This is a genomic window from Sorangium sp. So ce394 (genome assembly GCF_051474665.1).
In the GTDB taxonomy this organism is placed as follows: Bacteria; Myxococcota_A; Polyangia; order Polyangiales; family Polyangiaceae; genus Sorangium; species Sorangium cellulosum_D.
Map to the genome: position 1 here is coordinate 9,731,852 of NZ_CP150339.1, position 13,891 is coordinate 9,745,742.

Genomic DNA, 13,891 nt, shown 5'->3' on the forward strand with positions numbered 1-13,891 from the left:
CTTCCGTCGCCGGCGGGGCGACCCGCCGCCGGCGGCAGAGCACGATTCCGCGCTTTCCAGCCGGGTCGCTGCCGGGCCTCGTCCGTCGCTGGCGGGCGGCCGAGCGGCGCCGCGAATCGCGCCGCCAGCGGCTTTTCTCGAGGCATCCGCCGCTCTAGCGTGCGCTCCCGTGACCCTCTCCACGCCGCGCGCCGCCGTCTCTCCTTCTCTGTCTCCGTTGCTCCTGGGCCGCCCTTTCTCGCTGGCGGATCTCGAGGATGTCGCGCGGCGCGGGCGGCCGGTGGCGGTCTGCGCCGAGGCGCGCGAGCGCGCCGCGGCCTCGCGCCGGGCGATCGACGCGATCGCGGCGGCGGGCGACGCCGCGCCTGCGGTGTACGGGATCAACACCGGCTTCGGCGCGCTCGCGGAGACGCGCATCGCCGATCACGACATCCGTGCGCTCCAGCGGAACCTCGTGCGGAGCCACGCCTGCGGGGTCGGGCCGGATCTCGGCGACGCCGAGGTGCGCGCGATGATCCTCCTGCGCGCGCAGGTGATCGCCCTGGGGCACTCGGGGGTGCGCACGGAGGTGCTCGACCTGCTCGCCGCGCTGCTCGAGCGCGGCGTGTGCCCGCGCATCCCGGCGCAGGGCTCGGTCGGCGCGTCGGGCGATCTCGCGCCGCTCGCGCACCTCGCGCTGTCGCTCATCGGCGAGGGGGAGGCGCGGCTCGAAGGGCAGCTCATGCCGAGCGCGGTGGCGCTCGCGAAGGCCGGCCTCGCGCCGATCGAGCTCGCCGCGAAGGAGGGGCTCGCGCTGATCAACGGGACCCAGTACATGGCCGCGCTCGGCGCGCTCGCGCTGCGGGACGCGGCCGCGCTCTGCACGGTCGCGGACATCGCCGGCGCGGTGAGCCTCGAGGCGCTGATGGGCTCGAAGCGCCCGTTCGACGAGCGGCTCATGCGGGTGCGCCCGCACCCGGGCCAGGCCGGCACGGCCGGCAACCTGCGCGCGCTGCTCGGGGGCAGCGAGATCATGCAGAGCCACGCGGACTGCCCGAGGGTGCAGGACGCCTACTCGCTCCGCTGCATGCCGCAGGTGCACGGCGCGACGCGCGACGCGCTCGCCTGGGCCGCCGAGGTGCTGACCCGGGAGGTCAACAGCGTGACGGACAACCCGACGGTGTTCCTCGGCGAAGGAGGCGGAGAAGGGGGCGGAGAGGGGGTCGCCGAGCTGATCTCGGGCGGCAACTTCCACGGGCAGCCGGTGGCGCTGGCCCTGGATCTCGCCGCGGTGGCGGCGGCGGAGCTCGCGAACATCAGCGAGCGGCGGGTCGAGCAGCTGGTCAACCCTGCGCTCTCGACGGGCCTTACGCCGTTCCTGGCGCCGCGGAGCGGGCTGCACTCGGGGTTCATGATCGCCCAGGTGGCGAGCGCGTCGCTGGTCAGCGAGAACAAGGTGCTGTGTCACCCGGCGAGCGTCGACTCGATCCCCTCGAGCGCCGGCCGCGAGGACCACGTGAGCATGGGCAGCATCAGCGCCCGCAAGCTCGCGCAGGTGATCGAGAACGTCCGCAGCTCGCTGGCGATCGAGCTCATCACGGCGGCGCAGGGGGTGGACCAGCGGCGCCCGCTCCGCCCGAGCGCGGGGGTGGCCGCGGCCCACGCCGCCATCCGCCGGGTGGTGCCCGAGCTGGTCGAGGACCGGCCGCTCTACCTGGACATCGCGGCGGCGACCGAGCTCATCCGGAGCGGGGCGCTGATCGCCGCGGTAGAGGAGGCGGTGGGTCCGCTCAACTGATTTTTTCTGTTTTCGAAATTACAACTGAGACGATCCTGTGGAAATCTGATGCGCGTCATCGGAATGCAAATGCTCCATCGAACGGCGAGTTGCTGTACATTGGCGCAGTGCCCATTCCGGTCAGCACCCCGCCGTTTCCATTCGATGCCGTTCGAGATCTGCTCGGCGTGGTGCGGGCGATCTACGCGGCGGCGAAGGACGGGGGGGCGTCGCGGGAGGAGCTCGCGCGGATCGAGCGGGTGGGGCGGGAGCTGAGCCGAGCGCTGGATCTGGCGGGGTCGCCCCAGCAGGGGGTGTCGGGTCATTCGGCGGCGTGGAAGGTGACGGACAAGGCGATGCTCCAGGTGAACGACCTGGTCGATCCGCTCACGCCGGCGGCGCCGCTCCTGCTGGCGGCGCGGAGCCGCGTGACGGGGAGCCGGCTGGCGATGCGGAGCAAGCCTCAGGGGCGGTAGGGGGCGGCGGCGAGGAGCCGGCGGCGGGCGGGGGGCGGGGGTCGGGAGGTCGGGAGGTCGGGAGGTCGGGAGGTGGTTCCGGGCGGATCGGCCCCCGGAGGGGCTGTTCTCCGCGCGGTGTGGGGGCCCCGCCGAACTCGCCTTTGCCTTTGCTCCTCCGGCAAGCCGGAGGAGCAAAGGCAAAGGCTCAAACATCGGCCCATCCCCCACACCGCGCGGAGAACAGCCCCTCCGGGGGCCTACGGTTCGGCCAGGAACGAGGAACGACCAACGCGGAGACGCAACAAGCGAAGGCTCGGCGGGAACGGACAGTCCAGCCGGCACGCTCAGGGGGCGTACTGTGTGGGTAGAATCGTCAGCTGCGACCGAAGAACCTGCGGCTGCGGAACCGCTCGGCATCGCGCCGGATGCCCTGCATCACCACGCGAATGAGCTCGCGGGTGTAAGCACGCCTGTCATGACGCTTGTGCTCGGGCAGCCTGACGCCCAGAGCGTGTGCAAGGCGTTCTACGTTCTCTACCTTCGCCTCACGCAGACAATCGATGTCCAGATCCATGTAGTGGCGCTCCCATTACTCGAGTCCACTTGGTTTGTCGAGCCCTAGAGGAGCGCCAAACGGGGCGCGCGCCGCTTCCCTTCAGACCGTGACAAGCGCCATCAGACCGTGACGGGGGCGCGGCGTCCCCGGCAGGTCGGCGCCACGTGGGACACAGAGCGACCTGATCCCCTTCGAAGCGGGCAAGCAGCTCAGGTCGAGCTGGCGCCGCGGATGGTCGAGCTGGCGCCGCGGATGGTCGAGCTGGCGCCGCGGATGGTCGAGCTGGCGCCGTGGATGGTCGAGCTGGCGCCGCGGATGGTCGAGCTGGCGGCTTCAGCTGGAAGCACCGAGCCCCCCATCACGCCAGCGCGGGCCAGCTCGGCACGTCACCCATGAGGTAGCCCCGGCCGGACTCGAACCGGCACGCCCGCGAGGGGCCGCGGATTTTAAATCCACCGCGTCTGCCATTTCGCCACGGGGCCAAGTTGTTGAATTTGCTGGTTATTATCGCGTCGCCATGCTCCGCGCCACCCCCTTCGCTGGCTATTCCGCTGGCTTTTCCCCCCAGCTGGGGGAGCGCCTCGGCGAGGGAAGCTAGCTCGCCAAGGCCCAGCTCTGCAAACGTCCTGGCCGCCTGGCGGTACCTCTGGCTCACGACGGAGCTCCGGCGCCCGGTCCGGTCGGCAACCCGGGTCTCGCTCCGGCCGTTCGCGAGGGCGACGGTGATGAAGGTGGAGCGCGTGTCGTGCGCGCGCACCTGCTGGCGCTCGTCGGAGTCCTCGAAGAGCTCCGAGCGACCGATGCCAGCGAGCTGAACGTGAGCGCGGAGCCGCTCGGCCGCGTGCTCGACGCTGACGCGCTCGCCGTCCTCGTTGACGAACAGCGGCGCGGAGGGCGTCGGTTGCCGCGAAGCGCGAGCCGGGCGCACAGTGCCTGCGGCACGCCGGGCGACAGCGCCCAGGCGCGCGGGCCGTTGGTCTTGTTGTTCTCGAGGCGCAGCGCGCCGCGCCCGAGGTCGACGTCCCCCATCTGCAGACGACGTCGACCGCCGCGATGACGTCGCGGAGCGCCCCCTCCCCTCGCCCACCGCAGCACGCTCCAGCAGCGCGACGATCGCGTCGCGCGCGACGTTGCGCGAGGCGCGCAGGCGCACGGCCACGTCGACGACGAGCTCCTCGTGCCTCTCGGCTTGCTCCGCGGTCAGCTTGGGATCCAGAGGGAAGCTCTCGCGGTCCTTGTCGCCGACGAGGACGCGGACGTAGAGCCGACCAGCGTCGTTGCGGAAGCGCGATCCCGTGGGCCTGCGGGGCATGGCGACGCTCTTCTAGCGCGATTCGCGGTCGCGCTCACGCACGGGCGGCCCGCCAGCGTAGGGGCCCGGCACGAGGCCGGCCTCACGGAGCACCGCCGCTGCGCCGCCCCCTGCGGAAGACCCGCCGTCCCATCGACGATTCCGCTGTTGCACTCCAAAGACGGGCAGCCGAGGACGTTTCTCGTGCACGGCAGCCGGATATTGACGAGCTGCACCTTAGTATACTTCTCGTTTACGACGTCAGCCGGCAACGCTGGGATGCTCGTAATATGCCCTCCTGACGCCGCGACCGCTCCGCCGCCGCGATCCTCCGCGCCGTCCCGCCGCGCGACCGCGTCGTGATGCTCCGGTTTGGTCTCGACCTCGACGACCCCGCGCACGCGGCGCTCTTCGTCTCGGGTGTCCGCGCCGCGGACGACGTGATTGCGGCGCAGGAGCGCTGGGAGAGGGAGAATGCGCTACGTTGAGGTGGAATCCCGCACGATGAGATCATCGCCAAGGTAAGAGCGCGCCGGCCTCGATGACCTGACCTTCCGCTGCTTGCTCTCAAGGCTCGGCATCGAGCCCTGCTACGATGCCGGCGTGCGCAGATGCAGGACCGCTGAGATCGCCTCTGTCAACATCGCTGCGCTTGCCAGTGCCGCCCGACGCGGCGAGGTCGACACCGATGTCGAGCTCGCCATCGCCGGCACGTGCCTCGTGCTGGCCGGGACGATCACCGTGCAGCTCGAGACGACCCGCGTGGCCTCCGGCGGCCTCCGGCTCTGGGCGCGTTGTCCCGGCTGCTCCGCGCGGGCGGCCGTGCTGTACCTCGCTGCGCCGGGCCTGCGCTGCCGCCGCTGCGCCGGGCTCGTCTATCCTGCGACACGGCAGCGTCCCGAGGAGCGTGTCCTCGAGCAGGCGCTCGCACGGCGGACGAAGGCGCGGGCCGCACTCGGCGCTGGGCCGGACCCGCGGGAGCCGATCCCGCGACGACCGCAGGGCGTGCGCTTCTCGAGCTGGGTGCGTCGCCTCGACGCGCTCCACGAAGCTCAGGCCGCGGTGCAAGCCGCGCTCGCCGCGCTCGTCGGCCGGCTCGGTGCCCGCTCCGGAGCGCTCGCTCAGGACGCCGGCTCCCCTTCCCCGGCGCCGCCGGCGGCGCCCACGCCTGAGACGCCTTCGAGAGAGGGCCGGCGAGCTCGCGGAACCGCACCGTGAGGGACCTCCAGCGCCCTCGAGCGTGGCGGTGCTCCACCTCGGGGCGGCCCCGCGCGGAGCGCCCTGCACCGATAGCTGGGAGACCGGCGCTGTCGTGGCTGGCCCCCGGTCTGCCACGCACGCCCACGCGACGCCGCTGGCAGCGCCAAGCGGACCCGCGCTACCTCGGCGGCAGCCTGCCACGCCTCGCGCCTTCGGAAGAGGCGCTCGCTCGGCCGGCCCGCGGCTGCTGGACCGGCTCAAGGCCGGCAGCCGCCAGCACCGCCGCAACCCCGGTCCGCTCGTCCTCCGCTGGGGCTCGACGCGGTGCCCGGTCACCGCCCAGCGCCTGGAGGTAGGCGACGAACGCCTCGCGCCGGACCAGGCGCAGCTTGCCGAGCTTCGCGACCGGTAGGGGAAAGCCCGGCGCGCGGATCGTGTCGAGGAACACGCGAGCCGGGATCCCGGTGACCGACGCGACGTTCTTCTGCGAGAGCATCTCCGGCTGCGGCGCTGTGATCGTGAGCCCGTCCAGCGGGATTGCGAGCGTCGCGGTGGCCATGGCGGAGGAGCTGACGGCCCTGGGGCTCCGCGATCCGTCGACGGGCGTCTCCAGGGTCGTCCTCTCGATCGCGCGCATGCTGTTGTCAGACTCACGAAGAGCAAGGTGTGACGAGCCACGCGCGAGAGCCACCGATGCCATGCCGTACCTCCATCCGTGTAGGGTTCGTGAACAACCGTGACAGAGGTCGCCCGAGAGCGCCCGAAAAGGTATCTCGGAGACAAAGGTATCTCTGCACGAGATACGTTTGGACGCGGGTCGTTCGTCTTGTTCTTCTCGAGGCGCAGCGCGCCGCGATCCAAGTCGACGTCCTGCACCTGCAGGCGCGCCGCCTCTCTGATGCGGGGGCCGTCGCGGTTCAGGAAGCCCCACAAGACGCGCCAGCACAGCGGGCTCGCGGTGCAGGCCAGCAGGCGCGCGTCCTCGTTGCGGCCGAGCCGCACAATGGCCCTGCCGACGAGTACGGCGCCTGCGGCGTCAGGATCGAGCCCCAAAACACTGAACTCATGCCCAGTCGTCGTTCCTCGCCGACGCCACGACCGACGCTGCGGAACAGATCAGCGAACCCACGCCGTGTACGATGCGGGCGCTTTCAGCGGACATCTCCATGAGCGTCGCGAACGAGTCCCCCTTCGCAGTCCAGCCCGTACCCCTGATCGATCGGGATGGGAACGACGTCCTCGTCGCCATCATCAAGGGCACCTTCATCGTCGACCGGAGCGGCCGACCGACGCTCGCCGACGATCCGGCCCCGGTCCGCATCGCCGACGAGCCCTGGGATCCCGGGAGCCCCCGGAGCAGCCTCCGCTTCCCGTCCGACCTCGGCGTCGCCAAGCTCGGCACGGACGTGGTGGTCACCGGCGACGCGATAGCCCCGGCGAAGGTGCCGGTGCTCGACGTCGTCGTGAAGGTCAGGCGGCGTTTGACGCCGCTGCGCGTCCACGGCCAGCGTGTCTTCTCCCGGGGCGTCTTCGGCGTCAGGATCGGGCCCGCCCAGCCCTTCCTCCGGACGCCTATCGTCTATGAGCGGGCCTACGGCGGCATGTCCGAGGACCTCTCGGTGATCGAGCTACGCAACCCTGCGGGCGTCGGCGTAGCTAAGAGCGCCGCGGAGCTCGTCGACCAGCCGGCCCCGCAGATCGAGCACCCGGACCGGCCCCACGGCTCACCTTCGGATCGCCATCCCCCGATGGGCTTCGGCGCGATCATGACGCACTGGTCCCCGCGCCTCGAATACGCCGGCACCTTCGACGCGCGGTGGAAGGCGACCCGGATGCCGCTCCCGCCCGACGATCAGGACGTCCGCTTCGGCAACGTCGCCCACCCCTCGCTGCAGTTCGAGGAGCACCTCGCGCCCGGCGATCCGGTGGGCGTACACGGCATGTCGCTCGATCCGCTCGTGTTCGCGCTCCCGGCGCTCCCGCTGGCAGCGAGCGCGCGCTACGACACCGGGGAGCGCGTGGTCGCGCGGCCGCCCATCGATACCGTGCTGCTCCAGCCCGAGGCGCGGCGGGTGGAGCTCGTGGCGCGCGCGGTCTTCCCCATCGGCCGGGGCCGTCGGGTGCTGCGCGAGGTGGTGGTGCGCGGCGATGGCTGAGAGGACCGCCGACCCGACGCCGCCCGCAGATCCCGAGATCGCGGGCGTGGCGCTCTCGGCGTACGCGGCGGTCCTTGCGTACGTCGCCGAGGGCGTTCCGCTGGAACAGAGCCTGGATCACGCCGCGATCCCGGTCGCAGCGTGGCCGCAGGTGGAGGCGACGTGGTCCGCGCGGCTCGCCGAGAGCGCGATGGAGGACGGGGCGCTGGTCGAGGCGTGCGACCAGCATCGCCTGGCCGCTCAGGCGCACGTCGACCGCAAGGTGCCGCCGCTCGACACAGAGCTCCGCGCCTGGCTCGATTTCTTCCGCGCCTTCACGGCCGCGGAGGACCCGCTCGGCTTCCTCGAGGCACGCGGCCTCGGCGAGGGCGACGTCTTCCGCCTGCTCGGCTTCTGGCACGAGCGCATCGCGGCCGACGAGGAGGCGCGCAACGAGGCGACCGCGCTCCTCGCCGCTGCGCCCGGTCCGGCGCCCGAGGTCCGGCCGGAGCCGCCGACGCTGAAGGCGCCGACGCGGAGGCCGCGCCGCGCCGCCAAGGGGCAAGCAAAGCAGAGAACGGCGAGCGTCGCGCTGAGCGAGACGCAACCGCTGTCCAACATCGCAGAGCCCATCCTGCCCTTCCTGCAGCCGGTGAGCGCACCGCCGGTGTCGCCACCACCTCCGCCGCGTGCGCCGGTGGTCCGGAAGGGGCTCGACGAGCAGACGGCGCTGGCGTTCCCGGGCCCGATCGCGCCGGCGCTCCCCTTCGCTGGCAGCGCGCCGCGCGAGAGCGAGCGCGGCGCTCCGCCGTCCCAGGATCCGGCCTTACCGCCGGCCGCGGGCGCCGCGCCGGGCCTCGTCGAGCAGGCCACGAGCGACGTCTTCGCGATCGCGAAGCAGACGCTTCCATTCGCCAAGTCCGCGCCCTCGCCCGCCGCGGGCGCCCTGCCGGGCGCGGTCGAGCAGGCCACGAGCGAGGTCTTCGCGATCGCGAAACAGACGCTTCCATTCGCTGAGTCCGCGCCCTCGCCGGCCGCTCCCGGGCCCCGGCTCTCGCTCAAGGACTACGTCACCATGCTCGCGGAGATCGCGGCGAGCCCGGCGGCCGAGCGGGCGACGATCGTGCGGTACGGGCTCACCCCCGAAGGGAAGCGCGACGAGGACTCGGCGTGGATGGCGAGGTTCGCGGCGGACCCGCGGTTGCGGGTGAAGTGGCTGGATGAGCTGCGCGCCGCAGGCGAGCGCATCCGAAGCAAGCAGTGACGAGGAGGAGTCTATCTCGGCATGTTCACGGCAATCGCATCATCCCAGCAGCCCATCGAGCTTCACCGCCTTGAAGGAGCGATCTTCGCGGTCACCGGGCCTCACGTGGCGCGGGCCCACGGCGGGCGGCTCCACGATCCGCGGAGGACCGAGGTCGTGGTGGCGCCGAGCACCGATGGGGTGTCTCCGCCGCCCGTCGTTCCGCAAGAGATCAAGGACATGGCCGGCCGATGGCCTGATCGCGTCTGGGCCCTCGCCACGAACGTGGGATGGCGGGCGCACGCTGCCGCCGGCCCGTCTCCGGCGATGCCGGGGATCATCACGGCGGCATCTCCGCGAAACGCGGTGGTCCGCTGGGACGAGGAGCGCGGGCGATGGGTGGAGCAGCCGGATCTCGCGTGGATCTGCACGTGGGCCGGTGGGGTGCTCGCCATGGGCGTCGACGGCGCCCTCCGGCGGCTCGACGGCTCGGACAGGCCCATCCCTCCCGTCCTCGCCGAGAAGCTCTTGTGGGATGGCTGGAACCCGCCCATGGGGCTCCGCACGACGAGATCCGGCGACGTGATTGTTTGCGTGACACAGTCCACGCGCCTCGAACCTGGGTGGTGGGTGTTCCCGCGAGGTGAGCTCACGCCGGAGAAGCTCGTGTTGCCACCCGGCGTGGATGAGAAGAGCGTCGCAGTGCATACCGGAGGTGGAGGCGACGAGCTCCTCGCGCGGGGCTCGCTGCGATCCGGGGAGCGCTTCATCGCACGTCGCGCCCAGGGCACATGGCAGATGCTGCCGCCCTTCTTGGGGGACTACAGGGTGGACAACCTCCTGGCCACGCCGTCGGGAGGGCTCGTCGTATGCTCTCACGACCGCACGTCGCCGCTCTGCATCTACCGTCTGGGTCGAGGAGGGAACTGGGAGCGTATTCCCATCCCGTTCCACACGGATCCGAGCCAGTTCTCCTCATCTTGTCTGGTGGCCGGCGAGGAAGGCGACCTGTGGCTCACCATGGATTTCGGCGGTCGCTACCGGCATCAGGTCGTCCTTTACCACGCGCGAGCCTAGCACCCCGCCCAGGTTCGTCCCTGGTTCCGCGCTGGAGAAGCCGCGCGACGCAGACCGCCTCGCCGCGAGCCGCCCCGTTGGGCGAGACCTCTCACGCAGTCAGGAGCGGTTGGGGCGCCGCGGAGCTAGCTGCCCGGCGGAGGCGCGGGCGGCACGGGCAGCGTCGTGTACTGGTCGTGCCGGTTGTTGACATGGGGCATGCCGTTATAAAATGAGTTCCACTGTCCGGGGCGCGCCGGGTCGGGGACGGGGTCAGGCTCGCCGGGCCGCGGCACATAGTTCGAGCTGTTGGCCACCCCTTGCTGAGGCGCGATCCGCTCGCCGAGACCCCAGACGATGTCGCTCGGGGCGAGGACCTGACGGTTGGGGTAAGCGGCAGAGACCTGCGCGCCCACGCCGTTCGGCATGCGGCCCGTGTTGCACGAGTTGAGCGTGATCAGCGCCGCGCCGTTGTAGTTTCCGGCAGCGTTGACGATGGCCAGGAGCTGGCCCGGCGTATGGAAGGAGTGGACCCCGTTCGCGTCCGGCACCGCCACGTGATGGGCTGTCCCGTGCACCACGATCGCGTAGTTGTTCGGGTTCGGATTGATGCGGGAAATGCAGTAGGCGACGAACCGGTCTCTCGCCGGGTTGCCGACGATGACGCAGGCGAGGCCCAGCGGGTCAGCGTGCGTGGTCGGGCTGCCATCGAAGGCGAAGAGGTTGCGGCCGCCGAGCAGCTCGAGCGGATCCGGGCTCAGGAAGCGCGCCACCTTGGGATCGAAGTAGCGGTAGCGGACGTAGCAGAGGTCCGTCTCCTCGTCGTGGTACTGGCCGAGCAGCCGGAAGGGCGACGCGACGGGCGCGCCTCCCTCGGGGCGCGCTGCCTGGACGACCCTGCCGAACGCCGCGTGGCACGCGGACCACGCGACCTCCCCCTCGGGGCCGATGAGCTCGGTCGGAGTGCCGAGATGGTCGGTGATCACCGCGTACACCACGCCGCTCTCCTGCTGGAGGAGCGGGCGCATCGTCCCCGGCTCGTGCACGAAGACGCGCAGGCCGCGCTCGGAGTCGAGCTCGGCGGCAAGGCAGATGCCGTCCCACAGGTACTCGACGACGCGGGGCCTCGGCGCCTCCGAGGCGGGCGCGGTCGGCGAGACCGGCGGGACGACCTCCTTCCTGACGCGGCGGCCGAACGGGTCGTAAGCGAACAGCACGCGCGAGCCGTCAGGGCGCCGGACCTCGCGGAGCTGGCCGCGGCAGTCCCAGAGATACTCGGTCTCGCCGTCGGAGCGCGTCTCGCGGGTGCGCCGGTTTGCGTCGTCGTAGGCATACGCGGCCTCCTCGGTGCGGAGCAGGAGCCCGCCAGGCCCCGTCTCCCAGGCCGCGCCCGCCGGCTTCAGCGCGCCCCCGGCGTCGTACTCGAACGACTCGCGCCCCTTCGCCGAGCTCGCGTCGAGCAGCATCCCGTGCGGATCGTAGCGGTAACGCGTGACGCCCCAGCGCATGTCGTTGCGCTCGACGAGCGCGCCTCGCGCGTCGTACAGGTAAAGGCGATCGACGAGCGTGCGCCCGGGGGCGCCGACCCAGTCGCGGGTCGGGCGCGCCATCGGATCGATCTCGCGCCGCGCGTCCACGCCCGCGCCCACGAAGACCTTCCGCAGCAGCGTTCCGGCGAGATCGCGCTGGAGATCCACACGGTAGCCGTCGTGATCGATCGACGTGACGTTGCCCTCCTCGTCGTAGGCGTAGCGGGTCACGTGCCCCGCCGGCAGGTGGCGCGCCGTGCAGCGGTTCTGGGCGTCGTACTCGTAGCGGATCGTCCGGCCGTTCTGCGTCTCGGCGGCCACGCGGCCGAGCGCGTCGTGCTCGATGCGCACGCGGACCACGCCCGCCGGATCGTCGAAGACATACTCGACGGTGCGGTCGTCGGGCGCCTCGACCTTGATCGCGCCGTGCGGCGTCTCCTCGGCCAGGATCCTGCCCATGCCGTCGTAGCGGAGCGCGCGGAAGGTGCCGTCGGGGTTCTCCACGCGCGCGAGGCGGCCGTTCTTGCCGTGCCAGGCCCGCGCGACACGGCCGTCGAAGGCGCGGTATTCGCGGAGCCTGCCGGAGCGGTCATAGCGCAGCTCGAAGGTCTCGCCCTTCGGGTTCTTCACCTGCTGGAGCCGCTCGTTCAGATCGTAGGAGAGCGACCAGATCGAGCCGTCGGGCGAGACCACCTCGACAGGAGAGCTCAGGCCGGCATAACGGAACGTCTCGGTGCGCCCGAGCGCGTCGGTGCGGCGCGTGAGGCGGCCGAGCGCGTCGTACTCGAAGTGGAGCGTGGTCCCGTCGGGCAGGTGGAGCGCGAGCGTCCGGCCGAGGGCGTCGAGCTCCCGGCGCGTCACCCGGCCGAGCGGATCGATGTAAACCACCGGCCGCCCGAGCGCGTCGTGGCGGAAGCGGCGCACCCCGCCGCGGGGCGTGCGCTCCTCCACGACGTTGTGGTGCTCGTCGTAGACGAACCCGCCGCGGAGCCCGTCGGGCCCGTGGACCGCGGCGAGGCGGCCCTGCTCGTCGTACTGCATGGACAGGAGCGCGCCGGACGCGTACTTCACCGAGGCGAGCCGGCCCCGGTGATCGTAGGCGTGCTCGGTCGTCACGCCGCCGATGCGGCGCCGCACCAGGAGGTCGTCCGCGTACTCGAGCTCGACGAGCGGGCCGAGCGGATCGTCGTAGCGCGTGACGTTGCCTCGCGCGTCGCGCGTGAAGGTCAGCGTGTTGCCTGCCGCGTCCCTTGCCTGGAGGAGCAGGCCGTCATCGTCGAACTCGAGATCCTGCGCGCGGAGGCCGTCGGACGAGGCCTCGCGCACCACCGAGCCGTCCGCGAGCCGCCAGGTGAAGACGCGGGGCTCGAGGTTGCCGGTGAGGCGGGTGATCCCCTGCTCGAGATCGTAGGTGAGGTCGCCGGCATGGAGATCGCCGTCGCCCCAGGATCGAACGCAGCGGCCCGTGTCGGGGTCGTAGCGGTAGTGGAACGAGAGGCCGTTCGGGAGCGTCTTCAGGGTGAGGCGGCGCTGCTCGTCGTAGCCGTACGACTCGCTGTGGCCGAGCGGATCGGTCGCCCGCACGAGCTCGCCGCCGTCGCCGTACGCGAACGAGACGGCGTAGACCGGCGCGCCCCCCTCGCCGCCCGGAGGGAAGACCTCGAGGCGCACGATGTGGCCGTCGCCGTCGTGGGTGAGGGCGATCGCGCGGCGCGCGGTGTCGATGATCCGCACGAGCCGCTCCGCCTCGTACTCCAGGGCGACCCTGTGCCCGGATTCATTGGAGATCTCGCGGAGATAGGCGCGTCCTCCGCCGGCGGGCGAGAACGTCCGCGTGAGGCGCGTGTCGAGGGAGAAGACCGTGGCGCCGCCGCGGCCGTCGCGGGTGACCACGAGGCGCTTGCCCCGGTGAAAGGCCGGCTCGCGCGGCTTCGCGTCACGCACGGTGATCGTCGCGCCGTCCGCGTCGCGGAGGCGCAGCACGTCGCCCTCGACGTCGATCCATTGGTGGTACGCGTGCGTCCAGCCGCCGCGCCCGAGCGGCGTGTGCTCGCGGTTGCGCGCGGAGCTGTAGAGGCGCTTCCAGTCGATCGGGATGAGGCCCGGGATCGAGAGGTCCAGGTTCTCGTCGACCACGGCGCCGGACGCGACCGAGATCGGATCGAGCGTCACCATCACGTTCACGGCGCTGCCATCGTACGCGGCGGCCCGGACCATGGCCGCCATCAGGAGCACCCCGCTGACCTGCGAGATGTTGGCCTTGGAGTCGATGACGTTGAGATGCACCTGGTCGCCGGTGCACGCGACGCCGCAGCCGCCGGCCATCACCTTGGTCGACGCGGTGTAGACGTTGCCCACGCCGCCCACGACGTGCGTCACGACGTCGCCGCCGGTCGGCTGGGAAGGGGCGTTGCCCAGCGGCGCGACCCTCATCCAGCTGCCCTTCACGAGCACCGGCGCGCCCGCGACCTGAAGGCGGTCGGCGGTGCCCGTCGCGCTCCGCGAGTACGCCGCGTACAGGTACGGGGCCGGCACCGGACCGGCCGGAGGTGTCGGCGGCGACGTGCTGATGGCCGGCACGGGGCCGGGGCAGAAGTGGTTGCTCTGCGTCGTCGCGATGGCCTTGAGGTTGATCGTCGCCACGGTGTCTCTCTCGTCTCTGGGGTG

8 protein-coding genes and 1 tRNA gene are annotated in these 13,891 nt (G+C 71.7%); 5 read left to right on the forward strand and 4 right to left on the reverse strand.

Going from position 1 to position 13,891, the window contains the following annotated elements; translation table 11 throughout:
* Positions 1-169: 169 nt before the first annotated feature.
* Positions 170-1,777 (forward strand): histidine ammonia-lyase, encoded by a 1,608-nt coding sequence (gene hutH / locus WMF33_RS35920; RefSeq protein WP_437332843.1) that lies wholly within the window; start codon positions 170-172, stop codon positions 1,775-1,777.
* 107 nt (positions 1,778-1,884) lie between these two features.
* Entirely contained in the window at positions 1,885-2,232 is a 348-nt protein-coding gene (locus WMF33_RS35925) for a hypothetical protein (RefSeq protein WP_236644122.1), read from the forward strand.
* A 355-nt stretch (positions 2,233-2,587) separates the two neighbouring features.
* Here the strand turns inward: WMF33_RS35925 and WMF33_RS35930 are convergent, their stop codons facing one another.
* From WMF33_RS35930 to WMF33_RS35940, 3 genes are all read right to left on the reverse strand, one after another.
* Positions 2,588-2,788, reverse strand: a complete 201-nt coding sequence (locus WMF33_RS35930) for a hypothetical protein (RefSeq protein ID WP_437332844.1) — start codon at positions 2,786-2,788, stop codon at positions 2,588-2,590.
* A gap of 380 nt (positions 2,789-3,168) precedes the next feature.
* Positions 3,169-3,252, reverse strand: a tRNA-Leu gene (locus WMF33_RS35935).
* Positions 3,253-5,439: 2,187 nt separating this feature from the next.
* Positions 5,440-5,820: a hypothetical protein gene (locus WMF33_RS35940; RefSeq protein ID WP_437332845.1), complete on the reverse strand. Its 381-nt coding sequence runs from the start codon at positions 5,818-5,820 to the stop codon at positions 5,440-5,442.
* A 607-nt stretch (positions 5,821-6,427) separates the two neighbouring features.
* Between WMF33_RS35940 and WMF33_RS35945 the strand changes: the two genes are divergently transcribed.
* The 3 genes from WMF33_RS35945 to WMF33_RS35955 are packed head-to-tail and all read left to right on the forward strand — an operon-like array spanning position 6,428 to position 9,716.
* Positions 6,428-7,417, forward strand: coding sequence for a DUF2169 family type VI secretion system accessory protein (locus WMF33_RS35945; protein ID WP_437332846.1), 990 nt, complete (start codon positions 6,428-6,430; stop codon positions 7,415-7,417).
* Positions 7,410-8,660, forward strand: coding sequence for a hypothetical protein (locus WMF33_RS35950; RefSeq protein ID WP_437332847.1), 1,251 nt, complete (start codon positions 7,410-7,412; stop codon positions 8,658-8,660). The genes WMF33_RS35945 and WMF33_RS35950 overlap by 8 nt, the downstream gene beginning before the upstream one ends.
* Before the next feature lie 21 nt (positions 8,661-8,681).
* Positions 8,682-9,716 (forward strand): hypothetical protein, encoded by a 1,035-nt coding sequence (locus tag WMF33_RS35955; protein WP_437332848.1) that lies wholly within the window; start codon positions 8,682-8,684, stop codon positions 9,714-9,716.
* Between the two features lie 125 nt (positions 9,717-9,841).
* On the opposite strand, the gene WMF33_RS35960 is transcribed toward WMF33_RS35955, so the two are convergent.
* Complete coding sequence (locus WMF33_RS35960; RefSeq protein ID WP_437332849.1) at positions 9,842-13,867, reverse strand: RHS repeat-associated core domain-containing protein; 4,026 nt, start codon at positions 13,865-13,867, stop codon at positions 9,842-9,844.
* Between the last annotated feature and the right edge of the window lie 24 nt (positions 13,868-13,891).